At 44.5% G+C, this 21500-nt stretch carries 21 protein-coding genes, 4 tRNA genes and 1 pseudogene; 10 read left to right on the forward strand and 16 right to left on the reverse strand.

Features of this window, described 5'->3' with window-relative positions:
* The first annotated feature begins 16 nt into the window (after nt 1-16).
* The 5 genes and pseudogenes from DWZ45_RS05835 to DWZ45_RS05860 all read left to right on the forward strand — a co-directional run.
* Nucleotides 17-787 carry an ABC transporter ATP-binding protein gene (locus DWZ45_RS05835; RefSeq protein ID WP_003061398.1) on the forward strand — a complete coding sequence of 257 codons (771 nt, stop codon included), beginning with the start codon at nt 17-19 and terminating at the stop codon, nt 785-787.
* The gene (locus DWZ45_RS05840) at nt 777-1619 is read left to right on the forward strand and encodes an ABC transporter permease (RefSeq protein WP_003060411.1); all 843 of its coding nucleotides are present in this window, start codon (nt 777-779) and stop codon (nt 1617-1619) included. Before DWZ45_RS05835 ends, DWZ45_RS05840 begins: the two co-directional genes overlap by 11 nt.
* Before the next feature lie 20 nt (nt 1620-1639).
* Nucleotides 1640-1723: a 23S rRNA methyltransferase attenuation leader peptide gene (locus tag DWZ45_RS05845; protein WP_001814874.1), complete on the forward strand. Its 84-nt coding sequence runs from the start codon at nt 1640-1642 to the stop codon at nt 1721-1723.
* Between the two features lie 124 nt (nt 1724-1847).
* On the forward strand, nt 1848-2585 hold the full coding sequence (erm(B), locus tag DWZ45_RS05850) for a 23S rRNA (adenine(2058)-N(6))-methyltransferase Erm(B) (protein WP_001038796.1): 738 nt from the start codon (nt 1848-1850) through the stop codon (nt 2583-2585).
* 169 nt (nt 2586-2754) lie between these two features.
* Nucleotides 2755-3015 (forward strand): annotated as a pseudogene (locus DWZ45_RS05860) (topoisomerase DNA-binding C4 zinc finger domain-containing protein); the annotation flags it as partial.
* A 127-nt stretch (nt 3016-3142) separates the two neighbouring features.
* Here the strand turns inward: DWZ45_RS05860 and DWZ45_RS05865 are convergent.
* The gene (locus tag DWZ45_RS05865) at nt 3143-4720 is read right to left on the reverse strand and encodes an IS1182 family transposase (RefSeq protein ID WP_118468120.1); all 1578 of its coding nucleotides are present in this window, start codon (nt 4718-4720) and stop codon (nt 3143-3145) included.
* Between the two features lie 360 nt (nt 4721-5080).
* Here DWZ45_RS05865 and DWZ45_RS05870 point away from each other — a divergent pair, with 360 nt between their 5' ends.
* The 4 genes from DWZ45_RS05870 to DWZ45_RS05890 all read left to right on the forward strand — a co-directional run bounded on the left by DWZ45_RS05870 (nt 5081) and on the right by DWZ45_RS05890 (nt 7603).
* Nucleotides 5081-5500 (forward strand): sigma-70 family RNA polymerase sigma factor, encoded by a 420-nt coding sequence (locus DWZ45_RS05870; RefSeq protein ID WP_003061815.1) that lies wholly within the window; start codon nt 5081-5083, stop codon nt 5498-5500.
* Nucleotides 5501-5503: 3 nt separating this feature from the next.
* Entirely contained in the window at nt 5504-5758 is a 255-nt protein-coding gene (locus DWZ45_RS05875; protein WP_002322727.1) for a helix-turn-helix domain-containing protein, read from the forward strand.
* A 373-nt stretch (nt 5759-6131) separates the two neighbouring features.
* Complete coding sequence (locus DWZ45_RS05885; RefSeq protein ID WP_002322728.1) at nt 6132-6335, forward strand: excisionase; 204 nt, start codon at nt 6132-6134, stop codon at nt 6333-6335.
* Nucleotides 6336-6412: 77 nt separating this feature from the next.
* The gene (locus DWZ45_RS05890) at nt 6413-7603 is read left to right on the forward strand and encodes a site-specific integrase (RefSeq protein ID WP_003062094.1); all 1191 of its coding nucleotides are present in this window, start codon (nt 6413-6415) and stop codon (nt 7601-7603) included.
* 297 nt (nt 7604-7900) lie between these two features.
* On the opposite strand, the gene DWZ45_RS05895 is transcribed toward DWZ45_RS05890, so the two are convergent.
* The 6 genes from DWZ45_RS05895 to DWZ45_RS05920 all read right to left on the reverse strand — a co-directional run bounded on the left by DWZ45_RS05895 (nt 7901) and on the right by DWZ45_RS05920 (nt 15625).
* Nucleotides 7901-9130, reverse strand: coding sequence for a DUF6273 domain-containing protein (locus DWZ45_RS05895; RefSeq protein ID WP_147353102.1), 1230 nt, complete (start codon nt 9128-9130; stop codon nt 7901-7903).
* Between the two features lie 925 nt (nt 9131-10055).
* Nucleotides 10056-11507 carry a 4Fe-4S dicluster domain-containing protein gene (locus DWZ45_RS05900; RefSeq protein WP_107000472.1) on the reverse strand — a complete coding sequence of 484 codons (1452 nt, stop codon included), beginning with the start codon at nt 11505-11507 and terminating at the stop codon, nt 10056-10058.
* Nucleotides 11508-11522: 15 nt separating this feature from the next.
* Nucleotides 11523-12707: a SpoIIE family protein phosphatase gene (locus DWZ45_RS05905; protein ID WP_107000473.1), complete on the reverse strand. Its 1185-nt coding sequence runs from the start codon at nt 12705-12707 to the stop codon at nt 11523-11525.
* Nucleotides 12708-14423: a [Fe-Fe] hydrogenase large subunit C-terminal domain-containing protein gene (locus DWZ45_RS05910; protein WP_118468124.1), complete on the reverse strand. Its 1716-nt coding sequence runs from the start codon at nt 14421-14423 to the stop codon at nt 12708-12710.
* A gap of 37 nt (nt 14424-14460) precedes the next feature.
* Entirely contained in the window at nt 14461-14706 is a 246-nt protein-coding gene (locus DWZ45_RS05915; RefSeq protein ID WP_107000475.1) for an NAD(P)H-dependent oxidoreductase subunit E, read from the reverse strand.
* 304 nt (nt 14707-15010) lie between these two features.
* A complete protein-coding gene (locus DWZ45_RS05920; RefSeq protein WP_118468125.1) occupies nt 15011-15625 on the reverse strand; it encodes an HAD family phosphatase in 615 nt (204 codons plus the stop codon).
* A 188-nt stretch (nt 15626-15813) separates the two neighbouring features.
* Here DWZ45_RS05920 and DWZ45_RS05925 point away from each other — a divergent pair, with 188 nt between their 5' ends.
* Nucleotides 15814-16149: a cyclic-di-AMP receptor gene (locus tag DWZ45_RS05925; RefSeq protein ID WP_022358984.1), complete on the forward strand. Its 336-nt coding sequence runs from the start codon at nt 15814-15816 to the stop codon at nt 16147-16149.
* Between the two features lie 149 nt (nt 16150-16298).
* On the opposite strand, the gene DWZ45_RS05930 is transcribed toward DWZ45_RS05925, so the two are convergent.
* The 9 genes from DWZ45_RS05930 to DWZ45_RS05970 form a co-directional block, all read right to left on the reverse strand.
* Nucleotides 16299-16382 (reverse strand) — tRNA-Leu (locus DWZ45_RS05930).
* A gap of 11 nt (nt 16383-16393) precedes the next feature.
* Nucleotides 16394-16473 (reverse strand) — tRNA-Leu (locus tag DWZ45_RS05935).
* Nucleotides 16474-16750: 277 nt separating this feature from the next.
* Nucleotides 16751-16823 (reverse strand) — tRNA-Ala (locus DWZ45_RS05940).
* A gap of 103 nt (nt 16824-16926) precedes the next feature.
* Nucleotides 16927-16999, reverse strand: a tRNA-Thr gene (locus tag DWZ45_RS05945).
* Nucleotides 17000-17233: 234 nt separating this feature from the next.
* Nucleotides 17234-17998 (reverse strand): 23S rRNA (guanosine(2251)-2'-O)-methyltransferase RlmB, encoded by a 765-nt coding sequence (rlmB, locus tag DWZ45_RS05950; protein WP_022358985.1) that lies wholly within the window; start codon nt 17996-17998, stop codon nt 17234-17236.
* A gap of 19 nt (nt 17999-18017) precedes the next feature.
* Nucleotides 18018-18455 (reverse strand): ribonuclease III domain-containing protein, encoded by a 438-nt coding sequence (locus tag DWZ45_RS05955; protein WP_107000477.1) that lies wholly within the window; start codon nt 18453-18455, stop codon nt 18018-18020.
* On the reverse strand, nt 18440-19849 hold the full coding sequence (gene cysS / locus DWZ45_RS05960; RefSeq protein ID WP_107000478.1) for a cysteine--tRNA ligase: 1410 nt from the start codon (nt 19847-19849) through the stop codon (nt 18440-18442). Before cysS ends, DWZ45_RS05955 begins: the two co-directional genes overlap by 16 nt.
* A gap of 18 nt (nt 19850-19867) precedes the next feature.
* On the reverse strand, nt 19868-20443 hold the full coding sequence (gene ispF, locus DWZ45_RS05965) for a 2-C-methyl-D-erythritol 2,4-cyclodiphosphate synthase (RefSeq protein ID WP_107000479.1): 576 nt from the start codon (nt 20441-20443) through the stop codon (nt 19868-19870).
* A gap of 97 nt (nt 20444-20540) precedes the next feature.
* Nucleotides 20541-21488 (reverse strand): YegS/Rv2252/BmrU family lipid kinase, encoded by a 948-nt coding sequence (locus DWZ45_RS05970; protein ID WP_233430198.1) that lies wholly within the window; start codon nt 21486-21488, stop codon nt 20541-20543.
* Nucleotides 21489-21500 lie beyond the last annotated feature (12 nt).

Below are 21500 nucleotides of genomic sequence, written 5' to 3' on the forward strand. Positions count from 1 at the left end.
AAAGGAGCGATTTTTAATGGAACACATTTTAAATTTAGAGCAAGTAAAAAAATACTACGGGGGTAACTCTGGAAATATCACAAAGGCAGTAGACGGTATTTCTATGTATGTAGATAAGGGCGAATTTGTCGCAATCATGGGAGCTAGTGGTTCTGGAAAGACTACCCTATTAAACTGTATCTCTACGATTGATACTGTAACCAGCGGACACATTACAGTCAATAATCAAGATATTACCAAAATCAAGGATAAAGATTTTGCTGATTTCAGACGTGAAAATTTAGGGTTCATTTTTCAAGATTTCAACCTTTTAGATACTTTAACGATTGGAGAAAACATTTCTTTATCATTGGTTATCAACAAACAGAACCCTACTGATATTGAGAAAAGAGTTCATGCTATCGCCGATAAATTGGGTATTCGTGATATTTTATCGAAATTTCCTTATGAAGTTTCTGGCGGACAAAAACAGCGTTGTGCTTGTGCTAGAGCCTTAATCAATGAACCGAAACTGATTTTAGCTGATGAACCGACGGGAGCTTTGGACTCAAAAGCTTCCAGATTATTACTGGAAACAATGTCTGAAATCAACAAGAAAATGCAGGCTACTATTTTAATGGTAACACATGACCCGTTTAGTGCGTCTTTCTGTGAACGTATTTTGTTCTTGAAAGACGGTAAAATATTCAATGAAATTTTCAGAGGGGAAAAAAGCAGAAAAGATTTCTTCAATGAAATACTGGATATATTAACCTTGCTCGGAGGTGAAGTGGGAAATGTTAGGTAAGTTAGCGTATAGAAATACAAAAAGAAATATTAAAGATTATTTGATTTATCTGATAACCGTTACTGCATCCTTTTCTCTTATATTTGCTTTTAATTTGGTGGCAAATTCTGATGAAATTGTAAAGTTATGTTCCAGTATGGATGCATTTAAGAATTCATTGTTCGCTGTAAATATTCTTATTATTTTTGTGATATGCTTTTTGATCAACTATACAACGAAATTTATGTTTGAAAAAAGAAGTAAAGAATTAGGAACATATATGCTTCTTGGCATTAAGAAAAAAGAAATTGCCCACTTAGTTGTAATTGAAAATATACTGTTGGGAATTTTAGCATTTGTATTAGCTATTCCTATTGGCTTTTTATTCAGCCAGTTTGTGTCGTTAGTAATTGTAAACTTACTGGGTATTCCAAAAACTCTCTTTATTTCTTTGAATTTCGTTTCTATTGGACTATTGATAATTTATTTTTTAACTATTTATGTTTTGGTTTTGCTTAATCTATTAAGAAGAATAAGTAAAATGACGATACGTGATTTTCTTTATTTTGACAAACAAAATGAAAAGAAAATGTTCCGTGACAGTAAAAAAAGAAATGTCATTTTTGTTTTAAGTATTATTCTTGGTGCGATTTCTCTTTTTCTCTGGAATTCACGTTGTACTATGGATAATTTTAATAAGCAAGAAACACTTACTTATTTGATGGTAAGCGTAATCATGTTGATTATCAGCATTTATGGTATATCTACAACTTGTGCAGATATGTTCTTGACTGTTATCTTAAAATTTTGTATAATAGGAATTGAAGTTAAATTAGATGCTAAAAATTTGTAATTAAGAAGGAGGGATTCGTCATGTTGGTATTCCAAATGCGTAATGTAGATAAAACATCTACTGTTTTGAAACAGACTAAAAACAGTGATTACGCAGATAAATAAATACGTTAGATTAATTCCTACCAGTGACTAATCTTATGACTTTTTAAACAGATAACTAAAATTACAAACAAATCGTTTAACTTCTGTATTTATTTACAGATGTAATCACTTCAGGAGTGATTACATGAACAAAAATATAAAATATTCTCAAAACTTTTTAACGAGTGAAAAAGTACTCAACCAAATAATAAAACAATTGAATTTAAAAGAAACCGATACCGTTTACGAAATTGGAACAGGTAAAGGGCATTTAACGACGAAACTGGCTAAAATAAGTAAACAGGTAACGTCTATTGAATTAGACAGTCATCTATTCAACTTATCGTCAGAAAAATTAAAACTGAATACTCGTGTCACTTTAATTCACCAAGATATTCTACAGTTTCAATTCCCTAACAAACAGAGGTATAAAATTGTTGGGAATATTCCTTACCATTTAAGCACACAAATTATTAAAAAAGTGGTTTTTGAAAGCCGTGCGTCTGACATCTATCTGATTGTTGAAGAAGGATTCTACAAGCGTACCTTGGATATTCACCGAACACTAGGGTTGCTCTTGCACACTCAAGTCTCGATTCAGCAATTGCTTAAGCTGCCAGCGGAATGCTTTCATCCTAAACCAAAAGTAAACAGTGTCTTAATAAAACTTACCCGCCATACCACAGATGTTCCAGATAAATATTGGAAGCTATATACGTACTTTGTTTCAAAATGGGTCAATCGAGAATATCGTCAACTGTTTACTAAAAATCAGTTTCATCAAGCAATGAAACACGCCAAAGTAAACAATTTAAGTACCGTTACTTATGAGCAAGTATTGTCTATTTTTAATAGTTATCTATTATTTAACGGGAGGAAATAATTCTATGAGTCGCTTTTTTAAATTTGGAAAGTTACACGTTACTAAAGGGAATGGAGATAAATTATTAGATATACTACTGACAGCTTCCAAGAAGCTAAAGAGGTCCCTAGCGCCTACGGGGAATTTGTATCGATAAGGGGTACAAATTCCCACTAAGCGCTCGGGACCCCTTGTAGGAAAATGTCCTAAGTGTGGCAACAATATTGTATTAAAAAAATCGTTTTATGGTTGTTCAAATTATCCTGAATGTAAGTTTACTTTAGCTGAACATTTTAGAAAGAAAAAACTAACCAAAACGAATGTAAAAGAATTACTGGAGGGAAAAGAAACCCTGGTAAAAGGAATCAAAAACAAAGAGAAAAAGCCCTACAATGCCGTTGTAAAAATTGGGGAAAAGGGATATATTGATTTTATCTCTTTTTCAAAATAAACATAAAAGGGCGTGTGAAAAAACGAAAGTTTTTTCATGCGTCCTTTTTCTTATAAATACAACAGTAATTATATTTCACAAAAAAGCGTATAATCCCCCTTCCCCCATGAGAATGCCATTATGAATCCTATGCGGCAGTTGCAACTTTTTTCTGCTTGTTGTGATATTTATAAAGATTGTGTCCGATAGAAACGAGAAATACTTCAAGCAATACAGATTTTATTCCTCTTCGGACAATTCTTTTGTACCACCGGTCGTTTTTCATGATACCAAAGGTACCTTCTGCCTGAATGGATCTGTTCATCCTTAGAAGCGCTCCCTGGATACTTTCGAGATTTTCTATCACTTCCTGATGCATCGCTGTAAGTTCGCGGTTGATCCGAACAGTACGGTTTTTGTCTGTCTTTTTACATTGTTCTGCGTATGGACAGCCGGAGCAGTCTTCACACTGATACACTTCTTCCTGACGCCCATACTTGTTCCCTTTTACGTTTTTTCGATACTGAAGATAAAAGTTTTTCCCGTTTGGGCAACGCATGATTCCGTCTTCCCCGATTGGAAAATTTACTGCTCGGAATGGATCTTTATGATACTTCATGTCAGTAGTCTCTTTCTTGAACATGGTGAATTTCATATACTTTTCTATTCCATGCTGCTCACAAAAAATATAATTGTTGTAAGAACCATATCCGGCATCTGCCACTGGATACTTCGGATAAAAGCCATATGTAGTATAAAACTTGTTCATCAACGGAACAAAACAATCCATATCTGAGCGATACTGATTTACATCAACAACAGCAATGTATTCATCTGCAACACCAACCTGTACATTATAAGCCGGAAGCAGCTGGTCATTTCCCATGTAATCTGTCTTGATTCGCATAAAAGTAGCCGAATGATCTGTTTTCGAGTAGCTGTTGCGATCCTCCCCACAGATTTTGATTTTTTCCACGTATTCTTCTAACTTAGCAGCATACTCCCTGAGTTTCTCATAATGCCGTTGCTGTGTAGTTTTGCGATGTCCCCTGCCATGAACAAACGCAGTTTCATCAATCTGCCAGGCTTCTGCATACTGTTCGGCAGCTTCTTTCAGATACTCTGGCGCATACTCACTATTGATACAAAGCTTTATCCCTGTACATGTCAGTTCTTCATTGATTTCCGCAAAAAGTGTAGTAATTTTATCGAAGACACGGTATCTGGATTTTTCGGTTGATTTTTTCCATACCCAGGAATATTTATTCGCATTTGCTTCAAACTTGGATCCATCGATGTATAGGTGTTGGAGATCCACATGTTCTGTCTCGAAAATTTTTTTGTTTATGTCTTGAAATATCTCTTCAATGGAATCAGCAAGTACCTCGTTAATGAAGTAACCGAAGGTACGATAAGAAGGTGTTTGATGATCCATGAGATACATGAAGCGGAGATTGACTTTACACTGATCCTCCAGTTCACGTAATGATATATAGCCATTCTCCATAAATCCAAAGAAAACTGTCTTCAGCATGCTGACCGGGTCATATCTGAGTCTTCCTGTATAATGTTGCGGAATATTTTTCAGATATTTCTCCAGTTCGATTCCTCCCATAAATCTGTCAAAAGTCAGCACTGGATCACAGATGTCCAGATAATCTTGAATTAGCATTGGCAAAATTGCCTGTTTTGGGTTAGAATAGATTATGTTATTATTTTTTGTCACAAATTAATTATAACAGAAAGAAAGACCTTGAGTTCAATATAAACTCTTGGTCTTTCTTTTTTTTCGGGACTATTCTTTTTTCACAGCCCCTTTTATATATTAATCACAAATCACTTATCACAAATCACAAGTGATTAATCACAAATCACTTGTGATTTGTGATTCTTAATGATACAATATTACTATGTTTTAGCTTTAAAGGCTCGTACAGACTATATGTTTTGTGCGGGCTTTTTTCATACCCGAAAAAATTTAAAAAATTTTTCAAAAGAGGTCATTAAATCACACCTAGCTGTCCTTATATGGTGCGGAAAGAGGGATAAACACTTTTCAAATCATAAAGGAAAGGAGGTGAGATTGATGAAACCGTCTGACTTCCAGAAAACAGTTCAATGTCGTTTTGAAAGTTGTTTAAAGAAAGTTGTCCGTAGTGTCGTGAAAGATTATTACAAGGAATTAAACCGTCGTAAGAATAAAGAAATATCTTTCAGCGAATTGCCAGATGTCCTTGTTGATAAAATGGCTGTTTGGGACGACTACGAAACAGATTATACAATCTTTTCAGTATGTGGCATTGATATTCGTGTCCTTGATGATGAATTGGCAGAAGCCTTGAAGAAACTTCCAGAAAGAAAACGCAATACTCTGTTGATGTATTACTTCTTGGAAATGACAGAAAGTGAAATTGCCAACTTGCAGAAAATCACGCAAAGCGGTGTATTTAGAAACCGACATCACGCTTTGGAAACTATGAAAAAAATACTCAAGGAGGAACATTAGAAAATGAAACAGTTATTTAAGAAACCGTCTTATTACTTGATTTCATCAGCTATGGACGGAAACGAAAAAGCGATTGAAAAATTACTGGCATTTTATGACCCTTACATATCAAAGTGCTGTTTGCGTTCACTTTATGATGAATACGGCAATGTTTATATCGTTGTAGATATGGAATTAAAAGGACGTATCAGAGAAGCACTTATCAAAATGATTTTAGGTTTTGATATTGAAGATATGGACTTAGAACCAGAAGAATAAGCAGTTTTTAGCGGAGCATGATTTAATATCCCCCTCTTTCCTGCTCTGCCACCTGCTTTTATATGAAAGCAACACGCTTTCACCACAGCTCTTTGACAACTGAATAAAGCAGACAGATACGTTTGTGAGATGGCGAGCCACGGGGACTGTACGCCACGACCTTTTCAAAAGAAAGCGAGCGACCCACGCAGTGATCCGAGAGCGACTGTTGGAAAAGTTGTTTTGCCACGACCTATCCTCACAGAATAATGATACGTCCGCATGGTGCGGTTCTGCCCACAAGAATGGGAATAGTTGAGATACTAATGGAGCTTTCCAAAGCCGTCTGCCTGCTTGTAAAAAACGACACACAGTAAAGGGGGGTGCATAGATTATGAACAATACTGATGTGCCTATTTGGGAAAAATATACGCTGACGGTTGAAGAAGCGTCCAAATACTTCCGCATTGGCGAAAAGAAATTGCGTAAATTAGCCGAAGAAAATCTTGACGCTGGCTGGGTTATCGTGAACGGCAACCGTATTCAGATTAAGCGAAAACAATTTGAAAAAATCATAGATACATTGGACGAAATCTAATGTCATTGAGCCGTAGATATGGTATAATAAATATAGCGTATCACGGCTCGTTCCATGACGGAAAGGAGCTTTACACTATGTCTAATGTAAAACGAAAAGACAGTAAAAATCGCAATTTGCGTAATGGAGAGAGCCAGCGAAAAGACGGAAGATACGTTTATAAATATACCGATATATACGGAAAGCCACAATTTATCTATTCTTGGAAACTTGTACCGACAGACAAGACACCTGCTGGAAAGCGTGATGATATATCGTTGAGGGAAAAAGAAACACAGATTAAAAAAGACCTTAACGACGGTATCGATACAGCAGGCGGTAAAATGACAGTCTGCCAGCTCTACGACAAGAAGAACAGCCAAAGAAAGAACATCAAGAGGGCTACTGAAAAAGGACGACAGTATCTTATGAACGCTCTGAAAAATGACCCATTGGGTATGAGGGCGATTGATACTGTTAAGCAGTCGGACGCTAAAGAATGGGCTATCAGAATGAGCGAAAAAGGATACGCCTATAAAACGATTGATAACTACAAGCGTTCCTTGAAAGCGTCATTTTACATGGCGATACAAGACGACTGTATCAGAAAGAACCCGTTTGAATTTAAGCTAAGTGATGTTCTGGAAGATGATACGGAGCAGAAAGTTATCCTTACACCAGAGCAGGAAGAACGCCTGCTTGCCTTTATGGAAAAGGATAAGATTTACAGCAAGTATTATGATGAGGTTGTGCTTCTGCTGGAAACGGGACTTCGTATTTCTGAATTTTGCGGACTAACGACGCATATTGATATGCAGAACAGAATACTCAATATAGACCACCAGTTATTGAAAGACAGCGAAATCGGCTACTATATTGAAACGCCAAAGACCAAAAACGGAAAACGAGAACTTCCATTGACAGAACGGGCTTATCAAGCAATCCAAAGAATACTAAAGAACAGAGGAAAGGCACAACCGTTGATTGTAGGTGGTTATAGCAATTTCCTATTCTTGAACCGTGAGGGCTTACCTAAAGTTGCAGGAAACTATGAGGGCATGGTGCGAGGACTAATTAAGAAGTATAACAAGTATCACACGGACAAGTTACCGAACATCACACCACATTCATTCCGACATACTTACTGTACGAATATGGCAAACAGAGGAATGAACCCAAACACCCTGCAATATCTTATGGGACACGCTAACATAACCATGACACTTGGCTATTATGCACACGGTACATTTCAATCTGCAAAAGCAGAACTGGAAAGACTGGCTTGTTAATATCGGAGCTTATATTTACTACTCATTTACTACTTTTGGTTGCATTTTCATGCTGGTAAATGCCAGCTTATGCAAGGTATCTTCCAAAAAGAAAATACCGATAAAGCCCTAAAATACGGGATATATCGGCATTTACCAACTTATGAAAAGATAATCAGAAATTTAGTAAGTTTTTCCCCATACACGTTCCCCTCTTTCCCCAAACATTAGATTGATTTCCCCTTGTCCAATCTTTTCTCCTAATCAAACTGCCAAACAGCTTCACTCCCGCTTTCCAAGCTCAACAAGTATTCTTTTTTACATCTGTGACAGTGCAAATGCCGGACGTACTCCATATGTCTCACTGTCCGTCCTCACCGGACGCAGACAGCCATTTACCAGATCAACGCCATAAATCTGCTGATTATAAATGAATTTCCCGTTTTCATCCTGCAAATAAAAAGGCGTCCGCAGATAATATCCCTGTGAATAGGCACTGACCTGACTTTGTGGGTTATCATCCCCGGAATCAAACCGCCATAGATATTCCCGGTACGCAAGTGCCTCTTCCAATGACAGGCAGAAAAGCTGGTCGTTCATAAGCTGAAAACCAATATCATGACGCGCCAGTTCCCGCCCGGACGTTTGCGAAAATGCACCAGCCGCCGTGCTTCCCATGTACGCGGTCTGGATTCCCGTATGGATCGGTTCCAGACAGAAGCTGCTGTTCTGACTGTTTTTCTGCAGCCATGCGCGCACCTGCGAAGTTTTATAATTATTGTCTTTGCCAAACGAGAAAATCTTCATCTTTTTTCCCGGTGCCGTGTCCACATCCGCCCGGATCACGCGGTCACAGAGAAACAGCGCTGCTTTCCGGTGTTCATTCTGCCAGTCATGGTAATCGTCGTCGATACAGGTAAATGACAAAATCTCTCCGCCCACCTCGCGCAGTTGGACATCGCCCTCCTTCCAGATCACTTTTTCGGGCATTTCACTTTCACTCCAATCCACGCTTCCACAGCGGTCACAGATTTGATCCCCGTTTTCATCCAGGTGCCCCAGCGCCGGAAGGCGCTCTATCTTTTCTTTCTGACATCGTCCGCAGACATACACTGCCCGCCCATTCTTTAAGCAATCATTTTCCTCCCACTCCCATTGGCTCCACTGATGCGTACAAGTACGGTCATCCCATTTTCTCCGCACCCGGATGCGCGTGATGATATATTCCTTTCCATCCACCGAAAAGGAATCCTCTTCCACCTCAGAATAAACCGCGTCGTATTCCACCCCGATTGTTTTTGCCGATGGTGTAAAATCCTGACCAATCAGATAAAATTCATGCCACGCTGCATCCCCGATCGCAGATACCAGATTCCGGATCCTGGCATCATTTTCCGACTGATTTTGAACGGTCAGACCGGAATCGCTGCCCGATACCGCCGCATCCTCGCGCCCAAATATGGCACACTCTGCCTCCCATGCCCTCTGTTTCCATCGTTCCAGGCGTTTCCGAAGCGCTAGCATGGCGGCATCCTCCTCTGCTCCCATTTCTGGGACCTTGCCGCCTCTTTCATATTTGATATAAATTTTTTCAGTTCCTGTTCCATACAGTTCAAATATTTGCGGTGACTGTACCGCTGATTTCCAGATATGCCCGTCGCTCCCTATGATTTGCTCTGGGAAAGATACATTCAGGGAAGTTCCTTCCAAAACTTTGCCCGTTTGCGTATGAAATATAAGATGATTTGCATTCTCAGCATCTATAAATGAGACGCTGTAGCCGACTATGACAGCTGTTTCTGCCTGTTTCACTGCATTTTCAGCTGCCAGCGCCATTCTACCGGATGAAAATATCAATATCAGTGATATTCCCAAAATGGTACCATTCCGGCAGCGACGCCCTTTATGAGCCCCCATGTTTATTTTTAACAACTCAAACCTCCCCCCTCAAACCTTTTTCACATCTCTTTTCTTATCCTCTTTCGCAAGTTATATAAGTTCTAATTTATATCAAATTTCTATTCTCTATTTTCATTCTTCTAATTCAAAACACATCCTCACTCTGAGTTAAACAACGGTTCTTTCCGTCTATAAAAAGCTTTCATTTTACATTGCATATATCATATAATATATTGCACATTTTTTATAACGATACAGTTATCCGATTCTCCCAAATTTTCCTAAATCATCGAATTCTGTGCGAAACGCACCTCACAAATTACCAGAATAAAAAGATAAATTAGAACGAAACCACCTGCGACCGCAGTTCATTTCGATAAGATATATTGAGTCTAACACATCTATTCTCTAAATGCAAGAACTCTTTTGGAATTTTCACAACGAAAAACGCCCGCCCCAGAAAATAAAATTCATATCCCAAATTTCATTTTCCAGAGCAGGCACTTTCCCACTAACTCATATATAAATTCCTATTTATTTTATCTCAGCCACATTCTCCCAAGGGTATCCCACATCAATGCCGATGCATCGAGAACGACGACATATCATACGCCTTCAGGTTCTCATGTACTTCTCTTGCATCTGCCTCGGCGATGAGTTTGTCTCTCGACTTCTTCGCCTCCAGCTCGGCTTTGTGCTTGCTCGGTCCGCCGACACAGCCGCCGACGCACGCCATACCCTCGATGAAGTCCTCCGGCAGACGTCCCACTTTCAGAAGAAGAAGGGCTTTCTTACACTCAGCCGCACCGTTGCAGCGCGCTACCTTGATATCGGTATTCTCACCAGACTCCTTCAGACATTCTAATACCGCCGCTGTTACGCCGCCGCCGTTGCCGAAGCGTTTTCCAAATACACTGGCTTCCTGCATACTGTTCTCTTCCGGCTCCAGATTTACGTCTTTCGCCCGCATCATCGCACGGATCTCTCCGTAAGTCATCGCATAGTCCGCATTGCCCTGGATATTCAGATCCAGCGTCTCGCTCTTCTTCGCGATACACGGTCCGATAAAGACAGTGACAACCTCCGGATCCTGCGCCTTCAGCATACGGGAGACCGCACACATCGGGGAAACCGTCGTGGACATATTGTCAAGCAGCTGTGGGAAATGCTGTTTGATCATGTTGACAAATGCCGGACAGCAGGAGGTCGTCATCTTCTTGCCCTCTTTGTAAGCTTCCGCCCACTCTTCTGCCTCGGCTGCCGCGGTCATATCGCCGCCCAGACCAACCTCGATCATATCTGCAAATCCAATCTTCTTTAAAGCTGTTTTCCAACTTGCAAACGTGATGTCCGGTCCAAACTGGCCTTCGGTCGCCGGTGCCAGCATCGCTACGACCTTTTTGCCTGCGTTGATCAGGCGGATCACATCGACCATGAAGGTCTTGGAACCGATCGCACCGAACGGGCAGGAATGGATGCAGGCGCCACACTGGATACATTTTTTCTCATCGATCACACATACACCATACTCATCGTAGGTAATCGCATCCACTGGGCAGACCTTCTTACACGGGCGCTCCAGATGGGCAATCGCATTGTATGGGCATGCCTGGGAACACTTTCCGCACTCGCGGCATTTATCCGGGTCGATGTGCGCCTTGGTATTTCCCATGCTGATCGCTCCAAACGGACAGGAGTTCTGGCAGGCTTTACCCATACATTTACGGCAGTTATCGGTGACTGTGTAGGACGCAATCGGGCACTCCTCACAGGCTGCATTGATAACCTGTACGACGTTGTTTGTATTGCGGTCAGACGGACATTTACCTTCTGCCAGACGGATTCTCTGGCGGACAATCTCTCTCTCCTTGTATACACAGCAGCGGTACTGTGCCTGCGGACCAGGGCTGATTTTGTACGGAATATCGTCTCTTCCGTCCTCTAACTGATCATTCCAGGCAAGCTTTGCTACCTCATAAAGTATCTCATGTTTGATGCGCAGAATTGTCGCGTCATTCGTTACCATGTTTTATCCTCCTTATTAATAATACGTTACCGTAACTTTCTTTCCCATACCTTCGACTGCTTCTTTTAGCTGTTTGACCAGGTTCTGGCGGATTCCCAGATCAAACGCCAGCCCTGGATTCTGGTAGGCGCTGTTCGCCGCCGTTCCCACAAACATATGTAATTCCGTGCAGTCTTCTATCAAAATCTTCGCGATCATGGACGCACCATTTTTCTTGTCCAACTCGCTGAAAAACTCAGAACTTAAATCGCATTCGATCAGATAGCGTTTCAGAAGTTCGATCGCTTTCCGCAGCGTCAGAACTCCCTCCGTCACCAGATCGATGCCTTCCATAAAAGCGATCGGCGGAATATCCGGGTCGCTGTAATCCATTGATACCCGCAGCGGTCGTCCCAGCTCCCGCGACAGGATCGTCGCGCTGGTTCCGCCCGATACAATGTGCTTTGCCGACTCATCTTTCATAAAATCCGCCGTGATCGTCTCATCGTCGTTGCGGTCGAGCGGCGGTCCCGTCATCAGGTTGACCGGTTTCCGGTCAATGATCCGAGCTACCACAACCGTCGTATCATCGCCCGGTTTTCCCTCGTAAATCTGGCTGCATTCCGCACAGAGTGCCGCCGCCATACGTGCCGACGAAAGAGAGGTCAGGCATTGTTCCGAAACAAACTCTGCCACCGACTCCCACGGCCAGCCAAATTTATATTTGCCGCTCTTTCCGACTCCCGCGTGCGTCACGCCGTCGCTGACAAGTACCAGCGCATCACCCTTCTGAACCTGGAACCGGCACTCGCTGATCTCCTTGTCCTTGACGAGACGCTTGTATTTCTGCAGCTCCACCACATGACCACAGCGCAAAAAAATGCATCGCGGGTTATCATATTCAACTAAATATACCTCGCCGTTGTTGAAAATCTGGAGAATCGAGAACGTCGCATACGCCACCTGTCTCGTCTGACAGATCGGAAGCGTCTGCACAATCGTCTCCACACATTCCTCCAGCGTGGCTCCATTTAAAAACATCGTACCCAGAATCTTTGCCGTCAGCGTCGAAAGAATATTCGCCTTGACGCCGCTTCCCATGCCGTCCGCCAGAATGATAACGTCCGAATCTTCCGTTTTCAGGCACTCTACCGTATCGCCGCACAGGATCTCTGAATACTTATTCAGACTTTTAAACGTGACATCTACGGTTACTCCCATTTATCGGACCTCACTTTCGCTCTCATCGTCAATCAGGGAACAAAGCTTCATCAGGGTTGTCTTCGTCTCCGCCGTCGTCTCCCCCAGGAGTCCGGCAATATTCTGTGCAACCATCATCTGTTTGTAAATGACATTCTGTGCCAGATCAATGGTCGCCTTTTTCTTGGCATATTCCTGTTTTGCCTGTTTTTCCTCGCGCGTCACATCAATGATCGTGGCAATGACAAAATTGCCGTCATCGATATACGCAATGTTTTGAAGCGTCACAAGATTCCGATCCGGATAGATCACCTTCCGGCTGTGGACGCTTGTGTGCGTCCGGAATACCTCGCGTACATCCTCGGCGTTGATAAAGTCCTCCAGCGGTTTTCCCTTGATCGCCTCCGGTTTGACGCCGAAATACATTTCTGCCGCCACCGAACACTCCCGGATCCGCATATCATCGTCGATGATCATGATCAGGTTCGGGGACGTATCCATCACCAGATGGGACAGCGACTGCGCCCGGTCATGCAGGTACGGAATACACATATCGACCTCCGCCTTTTTCTGGAAAACAGCGATCGCCTTCTCCCGGCAGGTCGGATAACCGCACGCACCGCAGTTTAACTCCTGCTCCGGCGTCATCTTGCCCGTCTTTTTCAAGATCTCCCGGATCTCTTCCTCGGTCGGAATCGGCTCCTTCTGGGAACGATCCGCAAACGTCCGGTGAACCTCCACCTGGCGCGCCGCCTCATGCATCAGGGATAGATCTGCCGGTTCCTTCGGAAGCATCGCTTCCAGATCCAGCTTAACTTTAAAACTCGACACTGAGGTCGCCGTGGATGGTCCATTGACACAGCCTCCATGACAGGCATTCATCTCGATGAAACAGCCAGCCACCTCGCCGGTTTTCATCGCCTCACAGACATCCAGGCAGTCCTTCACGCCGCTGACGTAGAACTTGCGATACTTGTCCGGTTTCTTCTGAGTCGCCGTCACCGCCGTGAGCAGTCCGCCGCTGACCGGATAACGCAGGTTCGCGCCCGGTTCACGATCCTCGAACGGTTCTTCCTCACATGCTTCGATCTCGATCTGTTCCTCTGACAGCCACTGTTTTAAATCCTCAAATGTGAGGACTGCATCCGGCTTCACAACCCTGTTTTTCTCTTTTTCCGCGATACACGGTCCGATCACGACTACCTTCGCCGCCTCGCCAAACTCCGCATACAGCATGCGCGTATGGATCCCCGACGGAATCAGCACCGGTGCCAGATATTTGATGAGTTCCGGATAATGAATCTCAATCAGGTTCACGATACTCGGACAGGCAGTTGTGATGATATTTTTCATCTCGCCCTGCTCTAATAAACGGACATACTCTTCCGTCGCCAGCGCGGCGCCCTCCGCCGCATCACAAACATTCGTAAATCCCAGCTTTTTTAATGCTGACTTGACCTGCCCCCGCTTTTTATACGGCAGAACCCCCATATAGGAAGACGACAGCGATGCAATGACCGGTGCGCCGCTCTCAATCAGCTTTTTGACCTTGGAAAGTTCGCTCGGAACACGTTTTGCCGACTGCGGGCAGTTCAAAAGGCACTGCCCACAGAGAATACAGCGATTTGGCATGATATATGCATGACCATCCCGGATCATGATTGATTTCACTTCGCAGCCCCGCACACATTTATAACAATGCTTACACATCGTCGCCTTAAAATCAATAATCGGCATAGACTCTCCCTCTCTTTTTGCCGTTATATGTAAACGATTACGCGTTCAGGCGTCCCAGAATCTCCTTCTGGAAAAATTCTTCGGTTGTCTCCGGTTTTACGGAATACAGTTCTCCGTCTATCGTCACACAGACACCTTTACGGCAGTTGCCGCTGCAGAAATCTCCATTTAAATCTACCTCACTGTCCAGATGATTCTCTGAAACCAGCTTCTGCAGCTTCTGGATTACCTCACGGGATCCTTTCAGATGACAGGCACTTCCGATACAAATCGATACTCTCATATAATGACCTCCTCACTATCCGTTATAAAACAGACGCAGCCTTTCACCGGAGATTCCCGGTCAAAAAACTGCCTGTTCACATGCATCTTCCAGGGGAATTTACTAAAAATGCATCTTTCCCCATTCTTCTTCATTATCTCATATTGTGATATTATTATCAATCAAATTTCTTGCTGATTTTGTATTTTTTTTAGACCATAAGTGCCTGATTCCAAAACCTTTTCACTTTCTTTTCATCAGCTTATGACTCTCCCGATGTTTTTTAGGAAAATAATCTTTTTATCGGCCACCTTGCACTGCTTTTCTATAATATTTCCATCTCCTCCATGTACGCCCGCAGCCTCTCCACATTCCCGTCCGCAAAACAGTAACCATCCATGCCGCAGCCCTTCGCGCTATCGATGTTATCCTGACGGTCATCGATGAAAAAGCATTCTTCCGCTTTGAGATGAAATTTTTCAAACAATCTCTCATAGATCGCCGGATTCGGCTTCGCCAGCTTCTCCTCCGCTGAGACAAGCGTGCCATCAAAATATTCAATGCCCGGAATCTCATACTCGAACACACGCAGGCGCACGGAACAATTCGAGCAGAGGTAGATGCCGCAGCCCTTTTCTTTCAGTTCCTTCACCAGCTCTCCCATCCCCGGCTTTGCCCAGATGTTGTACTCATGCCAGTGTTCCAGACTTTCCTTCGCCAGCCAGCGCAAATGTTCATTTGGCAGGCGTTTCTGCACCCGCTCCAGCGCCTGTGCATCCGTCAGCGTTCCCTCGTCTAAAAGCGACCACTCCTTCGAATCAAACAATTCGCGGCGCATCCACTCCACATCCTCCGGATTATCTGTGTACTCCCAGCACACCTTGACCGGATCATACTCCAGTAAAACCATTCCCATATCAAATACTATATTTCGAATCATACTTCTGCCTTTCTCTCATCCCGCAAATCTGCCGCCATTCCTGCGGCAGATGGAATTTTCAGTCCAAAAAATTCTCACCTGCAAGCAATCATAATCATTTATATTTTAACATAAATTTCTCATTTTTTTATTTCCATTTTCATAAATTAATGGTACAATAATAGAAAATTTTTCAGGAGGTACCGCTTATGAAAATGATTATCGCAATCATTGGCAGTGAGGACGCCGATGATTTAGTATATGAATTAAACCAGCACTCCTTCTTTGTCACCAAGCTTTCCACGATGGGCGGCTTTCTGAAAAAGAAAAGTACAACCCTGATGCTCGGTGTCGAAGATGAACGCGTCGAGGACGCCATCTCCATCATCAAAAAAATGTCCGGTGCCCGCGAGCAGCTTGTATACACGCCGCCGACCATGGCCGGAAACTGCTGCCCGACCGTTAATATGACCGTTCCGATGAACATGAAAGTCGGCGGAGCAACCGTATTTGTAATAAATGTAGAAGAATTTCAGAAATTCTAATTTTTTGATTTATATTACAAATTCGAATTACAAAAGGGGCTTTCGCTTGCGCGTCTGCCCCTTTTTGATTCCTTGTATAGAAAAAGAAAAACTCCCGGAGAAATCATCTCTGGGAGTTCCACGCTGCACTCAGGTTCTGCAGCTAATCATGCAGAAGAAGGGACTTGAACCCTCATGATGTTGCCATCACACGGACCTGAACCGTGCGCGTCTGCCAATTCCGCCACTTCTGCGTAATTTCTAGTGCGGGCAACAGGACTTGAACCTGCACACTCTCGTACCAGAACCTAAATCTGGCGCGTCTGCCAATTCCGCCATGCCCGCTTGCTTGTCTTTCTGACTCACAAGTGAGTTTATTATAACATAGGGTAGTTCAAAATGGAAGAGTTTTTTTTATTTTTTTGAATTTTTTCGAAAGTTCTTTTTTAAAAAATGTGCGGCAAATTCATCGATACTGAAAGTCCGTGTGATCTTTCGTGTGATCCTTGTACCGAAAAGTTTGTACCTATAACGGAATATTTTGTTCCGCTTGAAATCTTAAAAACACAAAAAAGCCTTGAAAACAAAGGAAAAACCAGTGTTTTCAAGGCTTTCTCTATCATGGAGACAACGGGATTCGAACCCGCGACCTTTGCGTTGCGAACGCAACGCTCTCCCAGCTGAGCTATGTCCCCGTCCAAACTGTTATCATTATAGCACAACTGGAATGAATTGCAAGTAGAGAATAAAAAAAACGGAAACCCTTGTAAATCAAAGGCTTCCGTTCTTTTCTAGCAGAGCTGCTGACGGGAATCGGACCCGTGACCTCCGCACTACCAATGCGACGCACTACCGACTGTGCTACAGCAGCATCTTTTTGTTTTCAGCTCATCTCTAAGCCTCGATTAGTTTATCATGATACAATCGTTTTGTCAACGGTTTTTTTGAATTTTTTTTATTTTTTTAAATTTCCCGTTTTTTTCATCGGATGCCTCCGTTTTCATTCGCAGACATCCGATTCTCATTTCCTATCTTTTCATATTTTTATATGATTCCAACGGGGAGGGGAGTAGCGGAATCGGTTGCCCGATACCTTTCACTTACCCTACATCATTCTCTGACGCACAATCTCATATGCCAGCACACCAGCTGCCACCGATGCGTTCAGGGAGTCGATATCTCCCTTCATCGGGATCGATGCGATGAAATCACATTTTTCCCGCACCAGACGGCTGACACCTTCGCCCTCATTGCCAATCACCAGACCGATCGGTCCTTTTAAGTCGAGGCGGTACATGCTCTCTCCGCCCATATCGGCGCAAACAAACCAGAGTCCTCTCTCTTTCAGCTCCTCGATCGTGGCTGAAATATTGGTTACCTTCGCCACCGGCGTATAATTCAGCGCTCCCGCCGAGGTCTTAGCAACCGTCGATGTCAGTCCCACTGCGCGGCGTTTCGGGATGATCACGCCATGTGCGCCTGCCAGATTGGCAGTACGGATGATCGCACCCAGATTATGCGGATCCTCAATGCCATCCAGAATAAAGAGAAACGGCGGCTCGCCTTTCTCTTCTGCCAGCTTTAGCATATCTTCCACCTCTGCATAGCGGTATGCCGCTGCCTGTGCAATCACGCCCTGATGCTTGCCGGTCTCAGAAAGCTGGTCGAGTCTCTCCTTCGCCACATAGTGGATGATCGTATTCTGCTTTTTTGCCTCTCTCGTGATCGTCTTGACCGGTCCATCTTGGCAGCCATCCAGCACAAACAGCTTATCCACCGTCTTGCCCGAACGGAATGCCTCTAAAACGGCATTTCTGCCTTCGATCATCGTCTCTTCAAATCTATTTTCCTGCTTATTTTCCTGTTCCATCTATCTTCCTCATCATGATTTATAACGATATTAATTCTCCCATCTGTTCCAGCCCTTTTCCCAGAAGTTCTGCCATCCTGTCAAACTGCTCGGTCAGATAGAGATAGCCCATCAGCGCCTCAAATCCGGTCGCCATCCGGTAATCCTTCATCGTCGCGTGCTTCGGCATCGTAAAAGATTTCGCATTGCGTCCGCGTCGGTATGCCGCCTTCTCCGCATCCGTCAGCTCTTCCTCCAGAAGCAGATAAAAATGTGCCTGTGCGTCCGCCTTGACCAGGTTCGCCGTCTTCTTGTGCATCTTGTTGACCTGCATATTGCCGCGGTTCATGACAAGGGTGCGGATCGCCAGCTCATAGACCGCATCGCCGATATACGCCAGCGCCAGCGGGGAATACTCCCCCGCCTCAACATGTTTTAAATGCAGCGCTTCCTTAAACGCATTTAAGCCCGTTTCCATTTGACGCCCTCTCTCGTATCTTCCAGAATAATTCCCATATCGAGAAGCTGTCCACGGATCTCATCCGCCAGTGCGAAATTCTTGTCTTTTCTCGCCTGCTGGCGTTTTGCGATCAAGTCTTCTACTTCGCTGTCCAGAATCTCTTCCTTCTTCTCCGTGATAATACCGAGCACATCGCAGAGTTTATCCATCGTCTCTTTAACATAGGAAACGTATGCCTTCGTCGATGCTTCCGAAATCGTGGAGTTGCTCAGGCGTACAATCTCAAAAATAGCTGAAATCGCATCTGCGGTGTTGAAATCATCGTCCATCGCCGTCTCGAACTTCTGAACCAACTCCTCGACTGCTGCCTGATTCTGCTTCTCCTCTGCCGTCATCTCGCCCTCTTTCGCTGCTTTCAGGCAGTCTGCCTGATGCTCTGCCGCAGTGCGGATGCGCTCTAAGCTGTTTTTCGAAGCTTCCATCAAATCCGCGCTGAAATTGAGCGGGCTGCGGTACTGGGCGCTCAGCATGAAGAGACGCAGAACCTGCAAATCGTATTTCTCACTGATCTCACGCACAGTAAAGAAGTTTCCAAGAGATTTGGACATCTTGCGGTTATCAATATTTAAGAATGCGTTGTGCATCCAGTAGTTGGCAAAGGTCTTGCCATTCGCGCACTCGCTCTGCGCGATCTCATTTTCATGGTGCGGGAAGATCAGATCCTCTCCGCCTGCATGGATATCGATGGACTCGCCAAGGTATTTCTTGGACATCTCGGAGCACTCGATATGCCAGCCTGGACGGCCCTGGCACCACGGAGACTCCCAGAACGGCTCTCCTTCTTTTTTCGGTTTCCAGAGAACGAAATCGGTCGGATCTTCCTTGCCTTCCTCGCCGGTTACCTTGATCTCACGGAAGCCGGACTGCAGATCGTCCAGATTTTTATGGGACAGTTTTCCGTACTCTTTAAAGGATTTGGTGCGGAAATAAACCGTGCCGTCAGCTGCCACATACGCATGTCCTTTTTCGATCAGCGTATTGATCATCTCGATCATACCGCCGATCTCCTGAGTCGCCTGCGGATTCTTCGTCGCCGGTTTGACGTTCATCATCTCCATATCTTTTTTGCACTCTGCGATATAGCGCTTGGAGATCGTCTCCGCATCCACGCCCTCCTCAATGGCTTTCCTGATGATCTTGTCATCCACATCAGTAAAGTTAGATACATAGTTTACTTCGTATCCTTTGTACTCAAAATACCGGCGGACCGTATCAAATACGATCATCGGTCTTGCATTTCCAATATGAATAAAATTGTAAACGGTCGGTCCGCACACATACATCTTAACCTTGCCCGGTTCGATCGGCACAAACTCCTCTTTTCTGCGGGACAATGTGTTGAAAATTTTCATAACCTCATTACTCCTCTTCTATTTTAAATCTGCTTCCGGTGCTGCCTGACAGCCGCCACAGCCGCCGCATCCACCGCAAGCCGCTGCCTGCGTCATCATTTCACTATCATAACAGTAATTCTCCACTTCCGTCAACAGGGTAATCGCCTGTGAGGAAATGCCCTCGCCGCTGCCTGTAAAACCAAGCCCTTCCTCGGTCGTCGCCTTGACACTCACGCGGCTGACCGGAAGCCCCAGCGCATCTGCAATATTTTCTGCCATCTGTGGGCGGTATGCAGCCAGCTTCGGGCGCTGCGCAATGATCGTGGCATCGATATTTTCAATCACATAGCCGCGTTCCTGCAGAAGTTTCCCTACCTTTTTCAGAAGCTCGATGCTCGACGCACCCTCATATTCCGGATCCGTGTCCGGAAAATGCTGTCCGATGTCGCCCAGTGCCGCCGCCCCTAAGAGCGCATCCATCACCGCATGCACCAGCACATCCGCATCCGAATGTCCTAACAGCCCCTTCTCATACGGGATCGTCACGCCGCCTAAAATCAGTTCCCGATCCGGAACAAGTTTATGCACATCATATCCCTGTCCTATTCTCATCGTATTCCAGTTCCTTTCTTGGTCATTTTGTAACTGTCCGGACTGCCCGCAGTTACTTTATTTGATAAATTATTTTATACTTTTGAAAAATATACACTTATCCAACAATTTTTAATTTTCGCTCAATACAGCGGACTTCCAGATTGCTCTGGTACTGACAGCTCTCGCCGTCCACGTGAACTGCCATCGGGCGTTCCGTGTAGATCTGGACCTCCCGGCAGCTGAAGCACCGAAGCCCCCGGTTGTGGGAGCGCCGGAACAACGCCCGGAGCAGAGTTCCAAGCACCTGCCGCTTCGAGGCATGGCTGACAATGCAGACCTCCAGGTTGCCGTCGCTGCTGTCCGCCTTCGGCGCAAACCAGAATCCGCCACCCTCGCAGGGTTGAATCTGTGCACTGATAAAATAAATATAATTAAATTCCACCCGGCGCGTTCCATCGAGCAAAATATATCCCCGGATCGGTTTCGCCTTCAAATACTGTATAAATCCCAGTATCCGGTACGACAATCGCCGCAGATGAATCCGGTTGCAGATATTTTTGATCGCCGAACGCTGCATATGCTGGCATACCTCCGCATCCAGCCCGATCCCCGCGCTGACGATAAAACGCCGATGTCGGAGCACATCATCGCCATATGCAATCACACCATAATCGATCTGCCGGATCCGCCGCGCCTTAAAAATCCGGCGCAGTCCACGCATCGGTCTTCTCGAAAGCCGGAGCCCGCGCGCCAGATCACTGCCTGTCCCCACCGGAATATAGCCCAGCGTCACCATGTCGCAGGAAACGATTCCGTCCACGACCTCATTCATCGTCCCGTCACCGCCCACGACCACAATCACCCGTGCCTCCTTGCAGTGGGACGTCAGCTTCCTTGCATACTCTGTCGCCTGCCCCGCATATTCTGTCAAATATGCCTGATACTCAACCCCGTCCCGCACAAGCCGCTGCTCTATTTTCTTCCATATCTTATAGCCGCGGTCACTCTGTGAAGCGGGATTAATAATGAAATAATACATTACTCCATCCTCATATTTTGCCATAACGTCCCCTGC

The organism is Clostridium sp. AF32-7AC (genome assembly GCF_003477925.1).
GTDB classification, from domain to species: domain Bacteria; phylum Bacillota; class Clostridia; order Lachnospirales; family Lachnospiraceae; genus Otoolea; species Otoolea fessa.

Excerpts from the sequence above, each read along its gene's own strand:
- DWZ45_RS05875 (WP_002322727.1), top strand. The coding sequence starts at position 5,504 with ATGAAACAGTTATTTAAGAAACCGTCTTATTACTTGATTTCATCAGCT.
- DWZ45_RS05895 (WP_147353102.1), bottom strand. The coding sequence starts at position 9,130 with ATGGGAGCAGAGGAGGATGCCGCCATGCTAGCGCTTCGGAAACGCCTG.
- DWZ45_RS05925 (WP_022358984.1), top strand. The coding sequence starts at position 15,814 with ATGAAAATGATTATCGCAATCATTGGCAGTGAGGACGCCGATGATTTA.
- cysS (WP_107000478.1), bottom strand. The coding sequence starts at position 19,849 with ATGAAAATTTTCAACACATTGTCCCGCAGAAAAGAGGAGTTTGTGCCG.
- DWZ45_RS05955 (WP_107000477.1), bottom strand. The coding sequence starts at position 18,455 with ATGGAAACGGGCTTAAATGCGTTTAAGGAAGCGCTGCATTTAAAACAT.
- DWZ45_RS05845 (WP_001814874.1), top strand. The coding sequence starts at position 1,640 with ATGTTGGTATTCCAAATGCGTAATGTAGATAAAACATCTACTGTTTTG.
- DWZ45_RS05885 (WP_002322728.1), top strand. The coding sequence starts at position 6,132 with ATGAACAATACTGATGTGCCTATTTGGGAAAAATATACGCTGACGGTT.
- DWZ45_RS05920 (WP_118468125.1), bottom strand. The coding sequence starts at position 15,625 with ATGATTCGAAATATAGTATTTGATATGGGAATGGTTTTACTGGAGTAT.
- DWZ45_RS05890 (WP_003062094.1), top strand. The coding sequence starts at position 6,413 with ATGTCTAATGTAAAACGAAAAGACAGTAAAAATCGCAATTTGCGTAAT.
- ispF (WP_107000479.1), bottom strand. The coding sequence starts at position 20,443 with ATGAGAATAGGACAGGGATATGATGTGCATAAACTTGTTCCGGATCGG.
- DWZ45_RS05835 (WP_003061398.1), top strand. The coding sequence starts at position 17 with ATGGAACACATTTTAAATTTAGAGCAAGTAAAAAAATACTACGGGGGT.
- DWZ45_RS05970 (WP_233430198.1), bottom strand. The coding sequence starts at position 21,488 with ATGGCAAAATATGAGGATGGAGTAATGTATTATTTCATTATTAATCCC.
- DWZ45_RS05905 (WP_107000473.1), bottom strand. The coding sequence starts at position 12,707 with ATGGGAGTAACCGTAGATGTCACGTTTAAAAGTCTGAATAAGTATTCA.
- DWZ45_RS05910 (WP_118468124.1), bottom strand. The coding sequence starts at position 14,423 with ATGCCGATTATTGATTTTAAGGCGACGATGTGTAAGCATTGTTATAAA.
- rlmB (WP_022358985.1), bottom strand. The coding sequence starts at position 17,998 with ATGGAACAGGAAAATAAGCAGGAAAATAGATTTGAAGAGACGATGATC.
- DWZ45_RS05870 (WP_003061815.1), top strand. The coding sequence starts at position 5,081 with ATGAAACCGTCTGACTTCCAGAAAACAGTTCAATGTCGTTTTGAAAGT.
- DWZ45_RS05900 (WP_107000472.1), bottom strand. The coding sequence starts at position 11,507 with ATGGTAACGAATGACGCGACAATTCTGCGCATCAAACATGAGATACTT.
- DWZ45_RS05915 (WP_107000475.1), bottom strand. The coding sequence starts at position 14,706 with ATGAGAGTATCGATTTGTATCGGAAGTGCCTGTCATCTGAAAGGATCC.
- DWZ45_RS05840 (WP_003060411.1), top strand. The coding sequence starts at position 777 with ATGTTAGGTAAGTTAGCGTATAGAAATACAAAAAGAAATATTAAAGAT.